Genomic DNA, 15,710 nt, shown 5'->3' on the forward strand with positions numbered 1-15,710 from the left:
GAAGATTCGTCGTGCATGGGCTATACCTCCCCGATACACCTTGGTTTCGAATTGCCGCCCGACAACGGGTAGGCCGGCCGCTTGACGCCCGCGGCCGTTCTTCGAGGGAGCTTGAATGACCGCGCTGCACGACCTCCCGGGAACCCGCCTGCTGGCACTGTTCGCCCGCCGGGAACTCTCGCCTGGCGAGTACTACGAGCATCTGCTGGCCCACATCCAGCGCTGGGAACCGCATCTCAACGCGCTGTATCGCTTCGACCCGCAACGGGTTCGCGAACAGGCCGCGGCGGCCACCGAGCGCTGGCGCAAGGGACAGCCCAAAGGCCCGCTGGACGGGCTGCCGGTAACCATCAAGGAGCTGATCGCCACCGCTGGCGAACCTATCCCATTGGGCAGCGCCGCCACCGCCCTGCAACCCGCGCCCTGCGACGCGCCGCCGGCCGCTCGGCTGCGCGAAGCCGGCGCGATCGTCCTGGCCAAGACTACGGTTCCGGACTTCGGCATGCTTTCATCCGGCCTCTCCAGCTTCCACGGAGTCACCCGCAATCCCTGGAACCTGGCCAACAATACCGGCGGCTCCAGTTCGGGCGCGGCAGCGGCGGCCGCCGCCGGCTACGGACCGCTGCACCTGGGCACCGACATCGGCGGCTCGGTGCGACTGCCGGCGGGCTGGTGCGGCCTGGTGGGCTTCAAGCCAAGCCTCGGGCGGATCCCCATCGACCCTTACTACACCGGTCGCTGCGCCGGTCCGATGACCCGCTGCATGGACGACTGCCTGCTGCTGATGCGCTACCTCGCGCAGCCCGACGCCCGCGACGCCACCAGCCTGCCGCCGGAAGTGCTGGACTGGAGCGCCGAGCCGCTGTCGGTGCGCGGCCTGAGGGTCGGCCTGCAACTCGACCCCGGCTGCGGCCTGCAGCCCGACGCGGAAATCCGCGCCGCGATCGAGGCCGCGGCGCGGCTGTTCGAGGAGCACGGCGCCCAGCTCAGGATCGTCGAACCGCTGATGGACCGGAGCCTGCTCGACGGCCTGAACGACTTCTGGCGCGCCCGCCTGTGGAGCGAACTGCTGCTCCTCGACGAGACGCGGCGGGCCAGGGTGCTGCCCTATGTCCACGCCTGGGCCGAGGGCGGCGCACGGGTCAGCGGGGTCGATGCGGTGCGCGGTTTCAACCAGACCTTCGAGATGCGCCGGCGCGCCGCCCGGCTGTTCGGCGAGATCGACCTGCTGCTGACGCCGACCAACCAGGTCGAGGCCTTCCCCGCCGACTGGGCCTCGCCGCTGAACGACCCGCAGCGACCATTCGAGCACATCGTCTTCACCGTGCCGTGGAATATGGGCGAACAGCCCGCGCTCTCGATAAACTGCGGCTTCACGGCCGCCGGCATGCCGATCGGCCTGCAACTGGTCGCGCCGCGCTTCGCCGATACCTGGCTGTTGCGCATCGGCAAGACCTACGAAGGCTGGCGCGGTCCGATCCACGGCTGGCCCCGGCCGCCGGCTGACTGAAGCCGGCGGCCGCTCGTCGCTCGGCTCCAGGCCTGAGTGTTTCAGTCGTCACTCCGAGAGGGCCTTCGCCATGCGCTCCCCCACCCGTCCCCCGGCGGCCGCCGATCCGGCCAGCCGCCGCAGCGTCTTTGCCGTGGTCCTCGGCAACGCCGTGGAGTTCTTCGACTTCGGGGTCTATGCCACCTTCGCGGTGATGATCGGACGGACTTTCTTCCCCTCCGACAGCGCCTTCGTCAGCCTGCTCCTGTCGGTCACCGCGTTCGGCGTCGGCTTCGTCATCCGCCCCCTCGGCGCGATCCTTATCGGCGCCTACGCCGACCGCGCCGGGCGCAAGCCGGCGATGCTCCTTACCCTGTTCCTGATGGCGCTGGGCACCGGCGGCATCGCGGTGCTCCCCGGCTACGACAGCATCGGCCCGGCTGCGCCGCTGCTGCTGGTGCTGACCCGCCTGCTGCAAGGCCTGGCCTGGGGCGGCGAGGCCGGACCGGCGACCACCTACATCCTCGAGGCGGCGCCGCCGCACAAGCGCGGCACCTACGCCTGCTGGCAGGTCGTAGCGCAAGGCATCGCGGCGGTCGCCGCCGGGCTGATGGGCTACCTGCTCACCCTCTGGCTCGACGAGCGCCAACTGCAGGAATGGGGCTGGCGGATTCCCTTCGCGGCCGGCCTGCTGGTCCTGCCGATCGGCCTGTACATCCGCCTCAACCTGGCCGAGACCTTTGCCGGACGCGGCCGCCAGGCCAGCACCCGGAGCCTGCTCGGCGAATTGTTCGGCAATCATCGGCGGGCCCTGCTGCTCGGTCTGCTGATCCTCTCCGGAAGCACCATCACCCAGTACTTCCTCAACTACATGACCACCTTCGCCCTTACCGAGCTACACCTGCCGGCGGGCATCGCGATGCTCTCGACGCTGGTCGCCGGCGCCGCCCTGGCGCTCTCGGCGTTGCTCGGCGGCGTGCTCTGCGACCGCTACGGGCGCCGCGCCGTGCTGATCCTGCCGCGCCTGGCGCTGCTCGCGGTGCTGTTCCCGGCACTGCAGGCAATGACCCGTCACCCCGAGCCGGCAGTCTTCCTCGCCGTCCTCGCCCTGCTCTCGGCCCTGCATGGCATGAGCGGCGCGGCGCTGATCGTGCTGCTGGTAGAAAGCTTCCCCCGGGCGCTGCGCTCCACCGGTTTTTCCCTGGTCTATGCGACCGGCGTCGCCGCGTTCGGCGGCACCGCGCAGATCGTGGTGACCTGGCTGATCGGCGTCACCGGCAATCCGCTGTCGCCGCTGGGCTACCTGCTGCTGGCCAACCTGGTCTGCCTGGGTGGGGCCTGGCTGGCCCGCGAGACCTGGCCGGGTCGCGGGGACATGGGAGGCGCGCCGCTGGTGCTGCGCGACTGAGAACTTGCGCGGTTCGTTCAAGCGCCGCCGGCCTGTCGCGAGCGACGCTGGGGACCTCATTCATCCGGAGGTCCCACCATGCAGTTCTTCCTGCGCTACGCCTACGCGCCCCTCTTCTGGTCCGGCTTCATCGGCCTGGCGACCTGGCAGGTCGGCTATCGCCAGGCTTCCCACGCCTGGCTGGTCGCCCTGTTCCTCGGGGCGCTCGGCCTGTCCTTTCTCGCCGAACGACGACTGCCCTACCAGCCACGCTGGAACCGGCCGCACGCCGACCGCCTGCGCGATGTCCTGCACGCGTCGGTCAACGAAAGCCTGAACGCACTTGGCATCCTCGCCCTGCCACTGCTGGCCGGAGTCCTGGGCTTCTGGCCGGTATGGCCGCAGGCCTGGCCGCTGTGGCTGCAACTGCTGCTGGCGATCGTCCTGGCCGATCTCGGCATCACCCTGGTGCACTACGCCAGCCACCGTTCGGCGCTGCTTTGGCGGCTGCACGCGGTGCACCATAGCGTGCAGCGCCTGTACGGTTTCAACGGGCTGATGAAGCATCCCCTGCACCTGGGCCTGGAAGCGCTCGGCGGCACCCTGCCGCTGTTGCTGCTCGGCGTGCCGCAGACGGTCGCCGCGCTGCTCGCCTTCGCCATCGGCATCCAGTTGCTGCTGCAACACAGCAACGTCGACATGCGCATCGGCGGGTTACGCCATGTGTTCGCCTGGGCACCGCTGCATCGCCTGCACCACATCCGCTACGGGCGCGCCGGCGACGTCAACTTCGCGCTGTTCTTCAGCGTCTGGGACCGCCTGCTCGGCACCGCCCTCCATCGTCCCGACTACCGCCTGGACAGCACCGACATGGGCATCGGCGACCAGCCTGACTATCCCCGCGACTATGCCGGCCAGTTGCTCGCGCCATTCCGCGACCTGCCACGCAGCAGGCACGTCCCACAGCCGCCGGAAGGATTGGGGCGTTCAGCCGGCCAGGCGTAGGTGCGGCAGCGACAGGCCGGCGCGGATACCGAGCAGGCTGCGTACGCTGCGCGACAGGTGCGCGGCGTCGGCAAAGCCGGCGTGATGGGCCGCCTCGGTCAGGCTGCGCCCCTGCAAGGCCAGGGCGAAGGCCAGGTACAGGCGGCGCCAGAGCACCAGGCGGCGTACCGACAGGCCGACCTGGACGGCGAACAGCCGCTCCAGTTGGCTCAGCGAAAGACTGGCGCTGCGCGCCAGTCTTTCCGCCTCGACCCGCGCCGCGAGTTGCTCGTCGAGCGCCGCCAGGGCCTTTTCGACGCGGCGGTCGAGCCGTCGACGAGGCAGCCGCGCAAGCCGCCCCAGCAACGCCTCGGGCTCGCCGGGAGCGTCCTCGAGAAGCTGACGCAGGTCGTCGCTGTCGAACGCCAGCGGCTCGGCGTACAGCGCCAGCAACGGCTGCGACGCTTCGACGCAATGGGCTTGCAGCGAGGGCACCAGCAAGCGCCGGGCCTCCAGTACCTGGCCAGCGACGCGCACCCGCAGCGGCGTCTCCGCCAGCAGCAACTGGTGGGCATAGTGCGCGTGCTCGCGGGTATCGCCGTTGACCCCGGCGAACAGCGCGTGGTCCCGCGCCAGCCAGACCTCGCCCTGCCAATGCCGCTCCGTCATCGCGTACCTTCCGTCAACCGTTCCGTGGCGAAACGGTGTCGGCTATGGCGACCGCCGTCAAGCCCGCAAGGTCAGCGTCCGAACCAGTCGCGCCGGTCGTCGAAGGCGTGCTCGATCAGATCGAGCAAGGCACGCACCTCCACGCGGTTCTCCGCTTCCGGCTGCACGCTCATCCAGACTTCCCGCCGCATCGGCTCGTCGAAGACCTGCGGCAACGCCGCCAGGTTGCGCTCCAGGCGTCCGGCGTAATGCGGCAGCAGGCCGATGCAGGCGCCCCAGAGGATCGCCTGTAGCAGCAGGTCGTGGCTCTGTACCTCGATCACTCCCGACTGGCGAGCCGCCACCCGCCGGTTCCAGGGTGCCAGGGCGGCGCTGGCGGCCTGGCCGTGGAGCTGCGCCAGCAGGTAGTCGTCCAGCTCGTCCTCGCTGGCCGGCCGCGTGCGCTCGCGCGAATAGCGCTTGCCGATGTGCGGCTGGTACTCCAGCTCAGCGATGCGCGCCGGTGCGGCGAAGTGGCCTTCCATCGGCGGATGCGGCTGCCCCGGATCGGCGATCCAGATGGCGATCTCCGCCGGCCCTGCGCTTTCCGGCCAGCCCTCGCGCAACTCGGCGAGGGCTACGCGCAGGTTGGCGTTCTTGCGCAGGTAGCCCCACAGCTCGCGACTGAGCACATCGTGCAGGACGCTTTCGGCCACCGCCAGGCGCACCAGCGGCTGTTGCCGGTGAAGATCGGCGTGGCTCTGGCTGTCCTCGACCAGGCGCTGCCCGGCGGCCTGGACGATGCGGCCCTCGCGGGTCAGCGAGAGGGCGTTGCCCTCATGCACGAACAGATGCAGGCCGAGGCGCTCCTCGAGCCGGGCCAGGGTCTTGCGCAGCAGCGTCGGCTTGACGTCCAGGCTGCGCGCAGCCTGCATGAAACAGCCGCAACGGGCGGTGACCAGGAAGAAATGCACCACCTCCAGAGAACCGAACAGCTCGTGCCAATAGGCACGGTCGTCGCGTCCCTGCGCGGGCCTGAGCAGTGCCGGGCGCTGCCCGGCGGACTCCGATAGGGCCATGCTTCCTCGCTAGCGTCCAGGCATGAGGCGAATCCGCAGTTCGATCGGCTGCGGCATGTGTTCCGGCGGCGGCAGGCGCAACGAACGGTCCATCAGCGCGCGCCGCAGTTCATTCTCGATCGGCTCGGCGTCGCTGCGCAGGCAGGCGAGACGGACGATCCAGCCGCGTTCGTCGAGCCAGACCCGCAGGTCGATGTCGGTATTCGGCAACTGCCCCGCCGCGCGCCGCGACTCCAGGAAGGCCAGCAGCCGCGGCGCGGTTTCGGCGTCTTCGCCCAGGCGCTGCTGGACCTGCTCGCCGAGCCATGCGGCATAGGCGCCCCAGAGCCGCTGGCGTTCGTCGCGGAACCGCTCGGGCTCGCCGAACAGCCAACTGCGCAGGTGCCGCCAGCGGCTCGCGCGCGGCCCACGCCTGGCCTCCGGGATGCCGTCCATCAGTGCAGTTCCGCCAGGGTCTTGCCGAGCAACGCGCCGTCGATGCTCAGGGTAGCGTTGTTCACCAGGCCATCCAGGTAGGCCTTGGCTATCTGCTCCTGGCGTTGCGCGCGCAGGCTTTCGCGCAGGCGACCACGGACCTCGTCGAGGGTGGCGAGGCGGGCGTCGCGACGCTCGGTCAGCTTGACCAGGTGGAAACCGTTGGCGCCCTGGATCGGCTCGGACACCGCGCCGACCTTCAGCCGTTCCAGCGCCGGACGGATCGCCGGCAGCAGTTGCGCCTGCGCCAGCAACCCACCGATGTCGCCGCCGTTGCGGGCGGTCTGCGGGTCGTCGGAATGCTTGCGCGCCAGTTCGGCGAAGTCGCCGTCCGCAGCCTGCCGGTAGAGTTCCTGGGCGCGCTTGCGCGCTTCGGCAAGCCCGCCGGCCGCAGAGGCGGCGATGAAGATCTGGCTGACCCGGTACAGCGCCGGTACAGCCAGTTGCGCCTTGTTCGCCTGGTAGGCTGCCTGCAGTTCGGCATCGCTGGGGTAGTCCTCGGGCACCGTGCTCACCGACTCCAGGTAGGTACGCAGGACGATCTGCCGCGCCGCCGCATCGATCAGCGTCTTCACCTGCGGACGCTGTTGCCAGTCCTGGGCGCTGGCCTGCTCGTAGAGCGCCTTCTCGGCCAGTCGCGCACGCATCCAGCGCTCCAGCGCGTCGCGGTTCTCGCTCAACTGCACGCGGGTTTCCGCCGGCACCTCGGCCAGCAGCGCCTTCAGTTCGTCCGGCGCCACCTGCAAGGCGCCGAGGCGGGCCACCGCGGGCTCCGCGGCGGCGCTGGGAGATGGCTTGGCAAGCGCGGCCTGGGCCTGGCCCGCGCCGCCGTCCTCGCGCTGGCCACAGCCGGCGAGAAGGGCAAGCGCGAACGCCAGGACACCGCAACGAAATGCCGGCCGCATCGGCTCAGGCCTCGCCATCGACGGGTTGACCGGCATCCTGCGCCATGCCCTGCTGCTCCGCGGCCAGGCGGCTGTAGTCGCGCAGATAGGCGATGAACTCCTGCAGCAGGCGATCCCACAGTTCGATATGGCTACGCAGGTTGGCCGGGCTGACGCCGCCGGCGACGATCACGTCCATTTCCATCACCAGGAACTCGCCCTGCTGCGACAGGCGGCCGAAGCGCCGGCTGAGATTCCAGCGCTCGGTCAGCCCGGCGGGCAACTCGCCCTGCACGCGCAGGGCGCAGCTGAAGGTGAAGTCGAGGTAGCTCGCCGGCGTCGCCGCCGGATTGCCGAAGCGCACCGCGTAGCCGATTCCCTGGCTGGCGCTGAGCAGTTGCACGACGCCGTTCTGCTCGCTGCGGTTGACCCGATAGCCGGCCTCCTGCAAGGCCTCGGTCAGGCTGTCGACGGAAAGGTGTTCGATCAGGGTGATGTCGTTCATGTCCGGGTTCCTGGTTTGCTATCGGATTTCACTGGGCGAGCGCCGCCTGGCGGTTCTCGACCTGAGTCTTGTAGAGATCGTCGCCAAGCTTCTGCGCCATCTCTTCGAATTTCACCCGCGCACCGCTGGCGAACGGTTGGCGGATCTTCATCACCTCGGCGACGCTGACGTTCTCGTAGGCGCCGAGAATCTCCTTGGCCACGCCATACATCTCCCGATTCTTCGCGGTGCACTGCTGCAACTGCTGGTCGTGCTCGCGGAACGCCAGGTCGAGCTTCTGCCGCTCGGCCTCCTTGGCTCGCGCCATGACCAGCAACTCGTCGTAGGCCTGCTTGTACTTGCCCAGTTGCTCGTTGCTCGCCTCAACCATCTGCCGCGCCCGGTCGTGCAAGCCCTGTTGCTGGGCCGAGAGCTGCTCGGCCTGGCCCTTGGCCCGGGCCAGCTCGGCGCTCAGTTGCTTGACCTGGGCCAGCGCCGCATCGCGCTGGCTTTCCAGCGCGGCTTTCGCCGCGGTGGCCTGGGCCTGTTCGGTCTGCAGCGCCTGGAGTTGCTGGGTGGTGCTGCGCAACTGGGCGCGCAGGCGTTCCTCCAGGCTGTCGGCGTAGGCCGCCTGGCTGGCGTAGGCGGCGAAGGCGGCCCCGGCGAGCAGCGCCTGGGCCCAGATCGGTAATGAGAAAGGTCGCGTGTTCATGGTCTGCCTCTTCATGGTCTGCCTCGAGGAGCGCTCAGAAGCGCGTGTTGACCTCGAGTTGCAGGACGTCGATGGAGAACGGTGCGCCGTAGACCTCGTCGGAGCTGAGCCAGCGCGCGGTACCGTAGACGCGCTTGTCGAAGCCATAGCTGGCGCCGAGGATGTAGCCCTTGGCGTTGGTCCCGCCAAGGTGGAAGGTGGAATCGTTGAAACCGTCCGGCAGGGCATCCGGCTGGATGTACTTGTAGGCGGCGAAGACCTGCCAGTCGCCGGCGTCGCGCATGTCCAGGGCGTTGCCCAGGGTGAACTGGAGCATCCAGGCGTTCGCCCCGCTCTTGATGTCGCCGTCGGAGCCGAGGTTGTTGGCGATCTGCGCCACACCGCCGGCGCGCTTGCGCATGTCGCCCTCGTCGTAGCCCAGGTTGTGCACGTAGTTGCCGGCCACCCGCAGCTTGAAGTCGTTGGGCAGCTCGGCATCCCAGCCGAGGTTCAGGTCGAGCAGGTTGAACTCCGAGGCCAGGCCGACGTACTGCGGGTTCGGCGTGTTCGCCGGGTCGGCCGGGTTGGGCACGATGTCGCGCAGGAGGAACACCGTGTTGCCCTTCTGCATGAAGGTCGGACGGCTGCCGTCGGTGTCGCACTCCGGATCTCCGGCCCAGGGCCGGCAGGGGCTGGAACGCCGCCCTTCGATATCGTCGAAGCGGTAGTAGGCCAGCGCGCCGGTAAGGCTGTGCTGCGGGTTGATCTTCCAGGTGGCGCCCAATTGCGCGCCGTACATCCACTTGTTGTCGCTGTCTTCCTTGTCGAAACCGTTCGACGAGGCGGTGTCCGAGCTGTACTCCACGGGGAACGCGCCGACCGTGCCGAACAGCGCGACATCGCGGCTCAGCGGCTGGTTGAAGATCGCCGCCACGCCGTCGAAGTTGAGGTCGTTGGAATACAACAGGTCGGTGGACAGGAACGGATTGGCGATCCGCCCGCCGGTCAGGCTCAGGCGCTCGCTGGGCTTCCAGGTCAGGTAGCCCTGGTCGAGCCAGAGGTCCTTCTTGCCGAAGCCGCCGCCGAGGGTCTGGGTGGTCGACACCGGGTTGTTGTCCGAACCGGTGCCGATGCGGATGCCGGCGCTCCAGCTTTCCGACAGAGCCGCCTTGAGGCCGAAGCGCGCGCGCAGGCGCAGCAGGCTGTCGCGGTCCTCGCGGGTGTTGAGCAGCGGCGGCAGGCCCGAGCTGGTATTCGGGTTGACGTCATAGGGACCGTCGTCGTTGAGTTCGGCGAAGTCGGTGATCTGGTTGCTGTTGCCGTTGCCGAAGGAGCGCGACTCGTAGCGCAGGCGCACGTCGCCGTCGAAGCTGATGCGCGAGGCCCAGTCCGGGAAGGCGTTGGGCTGCGCCCAGTTCTCCGCCTTGGCCTGGGTCATTACCTCGGCCTTCACTTCGTCGCGGATCTGGTCGCGCACCACCTGCGGGATATAGGGTACGCGGACCTCCCCGGGGACCGCGGCGACGGCCGCCGCGGGCGCCACGGCCTGGCGCGCCTGCTGGGCCTGCAACGCCTCGGCCTCGGCCTGCCTGACCAGCGCATCGGCCTGTTCCTTCTTCAACACGCCCTGCTGTACCAACAGGCGGATCAGGTTGATCGTGGCGTTCTCCGAGGGCGCCGGCGGCTGGGCCTGCGCCTGGCCGGCCAGCGCGGCGAGCATGACGCCCATCCCCAGCGCCAGTCGGTTCACTTTCGCGTTCATCTGTGTACGGCTCCTAAGGTCCTTCAAGGCAGTCGCCTGCCGGAAATCATTCTGGGTTGGCGTCTTCTCATCCCGGCCGCTTGCCCTGCAGGGCGATGCGCACCGGCAGGGTCAGCGAAGCCGGCGGGCGTTCTTCCAGGCGGCCGGCGGCGCGCAGCGCGGCCAGCACCTTCTGGTCGGTCTCGGGGTCGCCGCTGGAGCGGGTCAGTTCGGCCCGGGTGATATCCCCCGAGGAACTCAGCCAGATCTCCGCCTGCAGGCGGAACGCCAGGTTGCGCAGCTCCGGGTTGTCCCGCAGCAGGCGCTGGAAGGCGTAGGCCAGGTACTGGCTATAGCTGGCGTTGCCGGCGCGACCGCCGCCGGAACCGGCCATCCCGCCGCCCTTGCCGGCGCCGATGTTGAAAGCGTCGGAGCCGGACTGGGCGTCGCCATCCATCTGCATCGGGTCGGCCAGGTCGTCGGCCGGCGACGGCGGCGCTTCCTCCTGCGGCTTGACCTCCTCCAGTTCGGGTTGCGGTTCCGGCTCGACGATCTTTTCCTCTTCCACCGGCTGCTCCGGTTCCGGCGGTTTTTCCGGCGGCGGCGGAGGCGGTGGCGGCAGCGGGATGATCGCCGGCACCTTGGGCGCCTCGCGGCGCACGCCGCTCATGTCGTTGGCCCACTCCCAGACCAGCCAGGCGAGGCCGGCGAGCAGCAGCGCGCCGAGGCCCCACTTGAGGTAGCGCAGGGTCGGGTTCGCCGGGCGGCCGTCGATGGACAGCGGCGCGGCATTTTTCGGCTCGGGGGTGTGCTTGGGATCGGCGGACATGTTCATCCCGGGCCTCAGGTCGGTTTGCCGGTGACCAGGCCGACCTGGGACAGCTCCAGGCGGCGCAGCAGGTCGAGGACCTCGATGACCTTCTGGTACTGCACCGTGGCGTCGCCGCGGACCACTACCGGGAAGTCGGGGTTGAGGGCCTTCTCCGTACGCAGGCGGTCCTCCAGCTCGGGCAGGGTCACCGGGTAGGCGTCGAGGAACACCTGGCCGGCGTCGTTCACCGAGATCGCCTTGGTCTTGGGCTGCGACAGCGCCACGGTGGCACTGGCCTTCGGCAGGTTGATCTGGATCCCGGCGACCTGGGCGGTGGCGGTGAGGATGAACATCACCAGCACCACCATCAGCACGTCCACCAGCGGGGTGATGTTGATGCTGTCGACGGCGCCGTCGTCGTCATCGTCGTGGCTGCTGTTCACGGAAGCCATGGCGTTCTCCTCAGGCCGGCAACGGCTGGCCGTTGCGACGATGGGCCACTTCGCTGAGCTGGCTTTCGCCATGCACCTCGGCGAGGCGGGTGACGAACTCGTCGACGAACACCCGCATGTCCGCGCTGACTTCCTTGTTCCGCGTGACCAGGCGGTTGTAGCCGAACAACGCGGGGATCGCGACGAACAGGCCCATGGCCGTGGCCAGCAGGGCGGCGGCCATGCCCGGGGCGATGGCATTGATGTTGACGTCGCCGGCCATGGCGGTGCCGAGGAACACCACCATGATCCCCAGCACGGTGCCGAGCAGGCCGATGTAGGGGCCGCCGGCGATGGCGTTGGACAGGCTCGACAGGCGCGAGCCGAGCTGCTGGTTCTCCTTGGTGCGCACGCCGTCCATGGAGGCGCGGATCGCCTCGATGGTGGCCGCGGAGACGGAAGAGGTGTCGGCGCCCTGCTCGCGGCGGGTGCGGATCTCCTTCACCGCCACCTGGTACAGGCGCCACAGCGAGGAGTGTTGCAGGCGGGCGGCCAGCTCGCGGTCGTCGGCGAGCAGTTCCAGGCGCGTGCCGACCTCGGCGAAGCGCTCGCGGAACAGCCCGTTGGCGCGACTGACACGGCCGACGTTCTGGTTCTTGCGGTACATGATGACCCACGACTGGACCATCATCAGCGCCAGGATCGCGATGATCACCCAGGCATCCAGCGGCACTGCGTTGAGCAGGAAGCCGAGCTTGCCGAAGCCGAAGCCGGACTGCTTCTCGTCGACCCCGTAGGCCACCAGGCGCGACTCGGCGCCCTGGGCGGTGGCGTCGGCGAGGAGCAGCGCCGCCGGGCGGGCGATCTTCGACAGGCGCAACTCGTCGATGGCGCCCTGGAAGGGTTGCAGGGTCGGCGCCGCGGCGCTCGCCTCACCTTCCCCGCTTGCCGCTTCGGTGGCGACCGCAGGCGCGCCCTGGCCTTCCGCGCCGATGGCGATCGCGCCGCTGAACGCCGGCAGCGCCGCCGCCAGGCTGGCGACTTCGCGACCGCCGAGATACAGCGCCAGCCGGGTACCGTCGGCGACCAGCGCCAGATGCTGCCATTGCCCCTGCGCCAGGGCCTGGCTGGCGGCAGCGCGCTGACCGTTCAGCTCGACGAAGGGCGCGCCCTGGGCCAGGCCGACCAACAGGGCGTTGCCGCCTTCGCGGCGCGACAGCAGGACCTGTTCGCCGGCCAGTTGGTCGGGACGCACCCAGCCGCTGAAGCTGAAGGTGCCACCGGCGCTCACCGCCAGCGATGGGCTGGCCGGCAGCAGCAGCGGCTGGCCCAGCAGTTGCGCGGAGCGACCGATGACGCCCTCCACCGGACTGCCGGCGGCGGTCTGCGCATTGTTGGCGTAGGCGGTGGAGTCCCGCGGCGGAGTGCCCGGCGCACCGTCGAAGTGATAGACCAGGGTGTAGTCCGGGTCGAACACCGACTGGCCGTTGCCGCTCTCCGGCGCCTTGGCGTTGCCGTAGTACATCCAGATGTCCTGGCGCTGGCCACCCTCCACCCGCGGCACGTCGACCCAGATCAGGGCCATGCCCATCAGCGGGTCGAAGCTCTCGACCTGGTGGCGCAATACGGTCTTGTCGTCGGCGGCGACGAAGCGGATGTCCGAGCCGTTCTCGTTGACCCCGTCGAAGGTGAAGTTGCCGGTATGCAGGCGCACCAGCAGCGGCAGGCGACCGAGACTGTCGTTGATCGCCGCGCCTTGCGGGGTGGTATCGACCGAGACCTGCTTGCGGTACTGCCAGTCGTCCTGCCACCAGGCACTGGCGCTGGCCGGGGCCAGCAGGCCCAGGCAGATCAGCGATGTCAGCAATAAGCGATACATGTGGGGTTACTCCGGGGTCAGCGTCAGAAGCTCGCCTGCACGCTGAAATGCAGGCGCGAGTCGTGTTTGTCGGTGTTCGTCCCTTCCAGCAGCGGGAAGGCCCAGTCGAGGCTGCCGGACAGCCAGTCGGCGAGTTGCGCGCGGGTGCCGATGCCGACGCTGGCCAGGCTGAAGTCGTCGTCCTGCTCGGGCAGCGCATCCTGCAGGCGCAGTTGCGCGCCCTCGGCGAACACGTAGAAGCGCCAGTCGTTGACATAGCTGCCGGCGCGCTTGCCGAGGAAGCGTCCGAGGGACGGCGTACGCCATTCCTGGGAGAGCAGGTAGCCGTCGTCGGCGGTGTTCTCCGCCGCCAGGTAGCCACGCACGCTGGTGGCACCGCCGGCAGCGAACTGTTCGTTGGAGATCAGCGGCCCGGAGGCGAGCTGGAAGGCCGCCTTGGTCGCCACCTGCCAGTCGCCGCCGAAGGTCAGGGTGTGGTTGAGATCGCCCTTGAGCACGCCGAAGCCGGACTTGGCGCGATAACGCTTGCGGTCGAATTCCTCGTCGTCGTCGCCGTAGCCGAGGAGACTGCCGGTACCGGCCACCAGGCTCAGGCCAAGGGCCAACTGGGAACGTTCGGTGTAGCGGAAACCGTTGTAGCCGAGGGTCAGCGGGGCGTACTTGATCGGCACCCTGTCGTTGTTGCCGCCGATCCGGGTCTGTTCCTCGAAGTCCTTGAAGTCGACGCCGAAGGAGAACGAGTGCGACCAGAGGCCGGTCACCGGCAGGCTGTAGATCGCCGCCACGCCATAGGAATGGCCCTGGCCGACCACATTCATGCTGCCCACCGTGGCCACGTCGCTGTCGGACTGGTAGCCGGACAGCTGCACGCTCCAGCGCTGGCTCAGCGGCGCGGTATAGGAGCCGGACCAGACCTTGGCGTTGTCCTGGTCCTGCGGCGCGGTGAAATAGGTCAGCGAGATGGCGTGGCCGAGTTGCCAGAGGTTGTCGTAGCCCAGCGAAACCACCGAGCGCAAGTGACGGGTGTCGGCGCTGTAGTCGTTGTTCAGGCCGATGCTGGCGTGCCAGGGATTCTTGTCTTCCACCTGCAGGTCGACGTCCATGGTGCCGGGCCGCTGGCCCTCGCGCACCATCGGCAGCACCTGGCGGCCGGGGGTGCGGTTGACCTGCGCCAGCTCGCGCTGGACCTGGGCGAAGTCGGGCACCTTGCCCTCCTCCAGGGCCGGCACTTCCTCGCGCAACTCCACCGGCGAATAGTGCTTGGCGCCGACCACCCGGACGCGACCGACAGTGGTCTCGGTGACCTGCAGGTAGACCACCCCGCCGCTCACCTGCTGCTCCGGCAGCTCGACGTAGACCGACTGGTAGCCCTTCTCCTGGTAGGCGGCCTGCAGCGCATCGCGCGCCCCCTCGATGTCGCCCAGGCTGCGCTGCGGTCCGAGGAAGGGATACACCGCCGCCTCGATGGCGCGGTTGTCCAGCACGGTGTTGCCGCGTACCACGTACTCGTTGATGTCCACCAGACGCTGGGTCTCGGCTCCCGCCGCGGCGGGAGGGGCCTCGTCGGCCAGCGAAGCGCACGACAATGCGACAGCCAGGCAACCGATCGACCAGCGCTGGCGAAACGGGTGCGCACAATTGAACAGCGAACGCTTCACACGGTCCCCCGAAGTTCCATCGGGACTTATTGTTCTAATGCAACAAGTCCGTTCATCGAACAGTTCTGTGAAAGACAACAAACTAGCGGCGACGCATGAACAACCTGTTAAAAACGGCGCCTGCCCTTATGAAATCTCGTTCTTTTCTATTTTCACTTTCGTGCTAGATATTCAGCCGTCGCGCTCCGCCATGGCGCGCTTGCCATGTATGCAACAAGGCGAAGTTCAGGGAGAACTCCGGCATCTGCATGAGATCCCCGGAAATCACTTCCCCGATAATCCTGCCTATTATCCTTACCGCCTCCGCGCTGTTCAGCAGGACGGTTATATCGCTGACGAAAACCGGAAAATTCCAGATCTTCTGCTTCATTTCCAGGCCGACGAACCAGCGATACAGCAGGTTGTAGTTCAATTGCTCGTACAACTGCTGCTCGCTGGGAATCGCGTACAGCAGTTGCAGCAGCAGCGCGTGGATCAGCGGCTCCGGGGCCAACTGCATGCCATGTTCGCGGGCGAGCGCCGAGAGGACTTTCGCCTCTTCGACAAGGAGACTTTGTATTTGCGGTTTCAGCAACGCCAGGGAATGTCCCGGTGGTATATAGCTGGACACTTCCTTGAGCGCACCCTGCCAATCTTCCTGGGACACTATCCAGACCCATGGCGCCCCATATCGATAAACCGATACCGGTTTCTTGCGTGCGGCTTCGACGATCTTCGATAGGCGCTGGTCAAGTTCCTGCATACCGACTTTCGAGTAACTTTCCATCAATACTCACCGTCCTTCGCCGTATTCACCGGAGTGACCACGGCCGTTAGCGGATACTGTTCTCTTGTTTCAGAGCGGAACGCGTCTTGCTCGAACGACACGCTCATTTCCAGCAACCGGTCAGCGCAACCGGGAAATGGCCGATTCCTTTCGTTCCCGTCCCTGCCTTTCACCGCTGAATTCCGTTTTCCTCATTCACACCTGTTTGACGGCAACCCCGCCGCACCACCGAACTTTTGTCATGAAAACTTCATGCGGCCGGCCATTCGCGCGCCGCCGGCGGGGACGAACGGGCATTCACCCG

The 15,710-nt window shown here is 68.1% G+C and carries 15 protein-coding genes; 3 read left to right on the plus strand and 12 right to left on the minus strand.

Going from position 1 to position 15,710, the window contains the following annotated elements; genetic code table 11:
* Positions 1-115 precede the first annotated feature (115 nt).
* From ACTJJX_RS17475 to ACTJJX_RS17485, 3 genes are all read left to right on the plus strand, one after another.
* Entirely contained in the window at positions 116-1,510 is a 1,395-nt protein-coding gene (locus ACTJJX_RS17475) for an amidase (protein WP_003116523.1), read from the plus strand.
* Positions 1,511-1,580: 70 nt separating this feature from the next.
* Positions 1,581-2,897, plus strand: a complete 1,317-nt coding sequence (locus ACTJJX_RS17480) for an MFS transporter (RefSeq protein WP_003123056.1) — start codon at positions 1,581-1,583, stop codon at positions 2,895-2,897.
* Positions 2,898-2,975: 78 nt separating this feature from the next.
* Positions 2,976-3,881: a sterol desaturase family protein gene (locus ACTJJX_RS17485; protein ID WP_003085391.1), complete on the plus strand. Its 906-nt coding sequence runs from the start codon at positions 2,976-2,978 to the stop codon at positions 3,879-3,881.
* Here ACTJJX_RS17485 and ACTJJX_RS17490 read toward each other — a convergent pair.
* The 12 genes from ACTJJX_RS17490 to ACTJJX_RS17545 form a co-directional block, all read right to left on the minus strand.
* Positions 3,864-4,529, minus strand: coding sequence for a helix-turn-helix transcriptional regulator (locus ACTJJX_RS17490; RefSeq protein WP_003116524.1), 666 nt, complete (start codon positions 4,527-4,529; stop codon positions 3,864-3,866). The genes ACTJJX_RS17485 and ACTJJX_RS17490 overlap by 18 nt on opposite strands.
* Before the next feature lie 71 nt (positions 4,530-4,600).
* The gene (locus ACTJJX_RS17495; RefSeq protein ID WP_003141134.1) at positions 4,601-5,587 is read right to left on the minus strand and encodes a LysR family transcriptional regulator; all 987 of its coding nucleotides are present in this window, start codon (positions 5,585-5,587) and stop codon (positions 4,601-4,603) included.
* Between the two features lie 9 nt (positions 5,588-5,596).
* Positions 5,597-6,022: a hypothetical protein gene (locus tag ACTJJX_RS17500; RefSeq protein ID WP_003110838.1), complete on the minus strand. Its 426-nt coding sequence runs from the start codon at positions 6,020-6,022 to the stop codon at positions 5,597-5,599.
* Positions 6,022-6,966, minus strand: coding sequence for a peptidylprolyl isomerase (locus ACTJJX_RS17505; protein ID WP_016852071.1), 945 nt, complete (start codon positions 6,964-6,966; stop codon positions 6,022-6,024). The genes ACTJJX_RS17500 and ACTJJX_RS17505 overlap by 1 nt, the downstream gene beginning before the upstream one ends.
* Before the next feature lie 4 nt (positions 6,967-6,970).
* Positions 6,971-7,450, minus strand: coding sequence for a YbjN domain-containing protein (locus ACTJJX_RS17510; protein WP_003098446.1), 480 nt, complete (start codon positions 7,448-7,450; stop codon positions 6,971-6,973).
* Positions 7,451-7,478: 28 nt separating this feature from the next.
* Positions 7,479-8,141, minus strand: a complete 663-nt coding sequence (locus ACTJJX_RS17515) for a hypothetical protein (protein WP_003085372.1) — start codon at positions 8,139-8,141, stop codon at positions 7,479-7,481.
* A gap of 34 nt (positions 8,142-8,175) precedes the next feature.
* Positions 8,176-9,882 carry a putative porin gene (locus ACTJJX_RS17520; RefSeq protein ID WP_016852072.1) on the minus strand — a complete coding sequence of 569 codons (1,707 nt, stop codon included), beginning with the start codon at positions 9,880-9,882 and terminating at the stop codon, positions 8,176-8,178.
* Between the two features lie 67 nt (positions 9,883-9,949).
* On the minus strand, positions 9,950-10,696 hold the full coding sequence (locus ACTJJX_RS17525; RefSeq protein ID WP_003098450.1) for an energy transducer TonB family protein: 747 nt from the start codon (positions 10,694-10,696) through the stop codon (positions 9,950-9,952).
* Between the two features lie 8 nt (positions 10,697-10,704).
* Positions 10,705-11,124, minus strand: a complete 420-nt coding sequence (locus ACTJJX_RS17530) for an ExbD/TolR family protein (protein ID WP_003085366.1) — start codon at positions 11,122-11,124, stop codon at positions 10,705-10,707.
* A gap of 10 nt (positions 11,125-11,134) precedes the next feature.
* Entirely contained in the window at positions 11,135-12,982 is a 1,848-nt protein-coding gene (locus tag ACTJJX_RS17535; protein ID WP_003112717.1) for a DUF2341 domain-containing protein, read from the minus strand.
* Positions 12,983-13,005: 23 nt separating this feature from the next.
* On the minus strand, positions 13,006-14,640 hold the full coding sequence (locus tag ACTJJX_RS17540; RefSeq protein ID WP_003098453.1) for a ShlB/FhaC/HecB family hemolysin secretion/activation protein: 1,635 nt from the start codon (positions 14,638-14,640) through the stop codon (positions 13,006-13,008).
* 163 nt (positions 14,641-14,803) lie between these two features.
* Entirely contained in the window at positions 14,804-15,406 is a 603-nt protein-coding gene (locus tag ACTJJX_RS17545; protein WP_016852073.1) for a transposase, read from the minus strand.
* Positions 15,407-15,710: the final 304 nt, after the last annotated feature.

It is taken from the genome of Pseudomonas sp. 22490, assembly GCF_052044465.1.
Lineage (GTDB): Bacteria > Pseudomonadota > Gammaproteobacteria > Pseudomonadales > Pseudomonadaceae > Pseudomonas > Pseudomonas aeruginosa.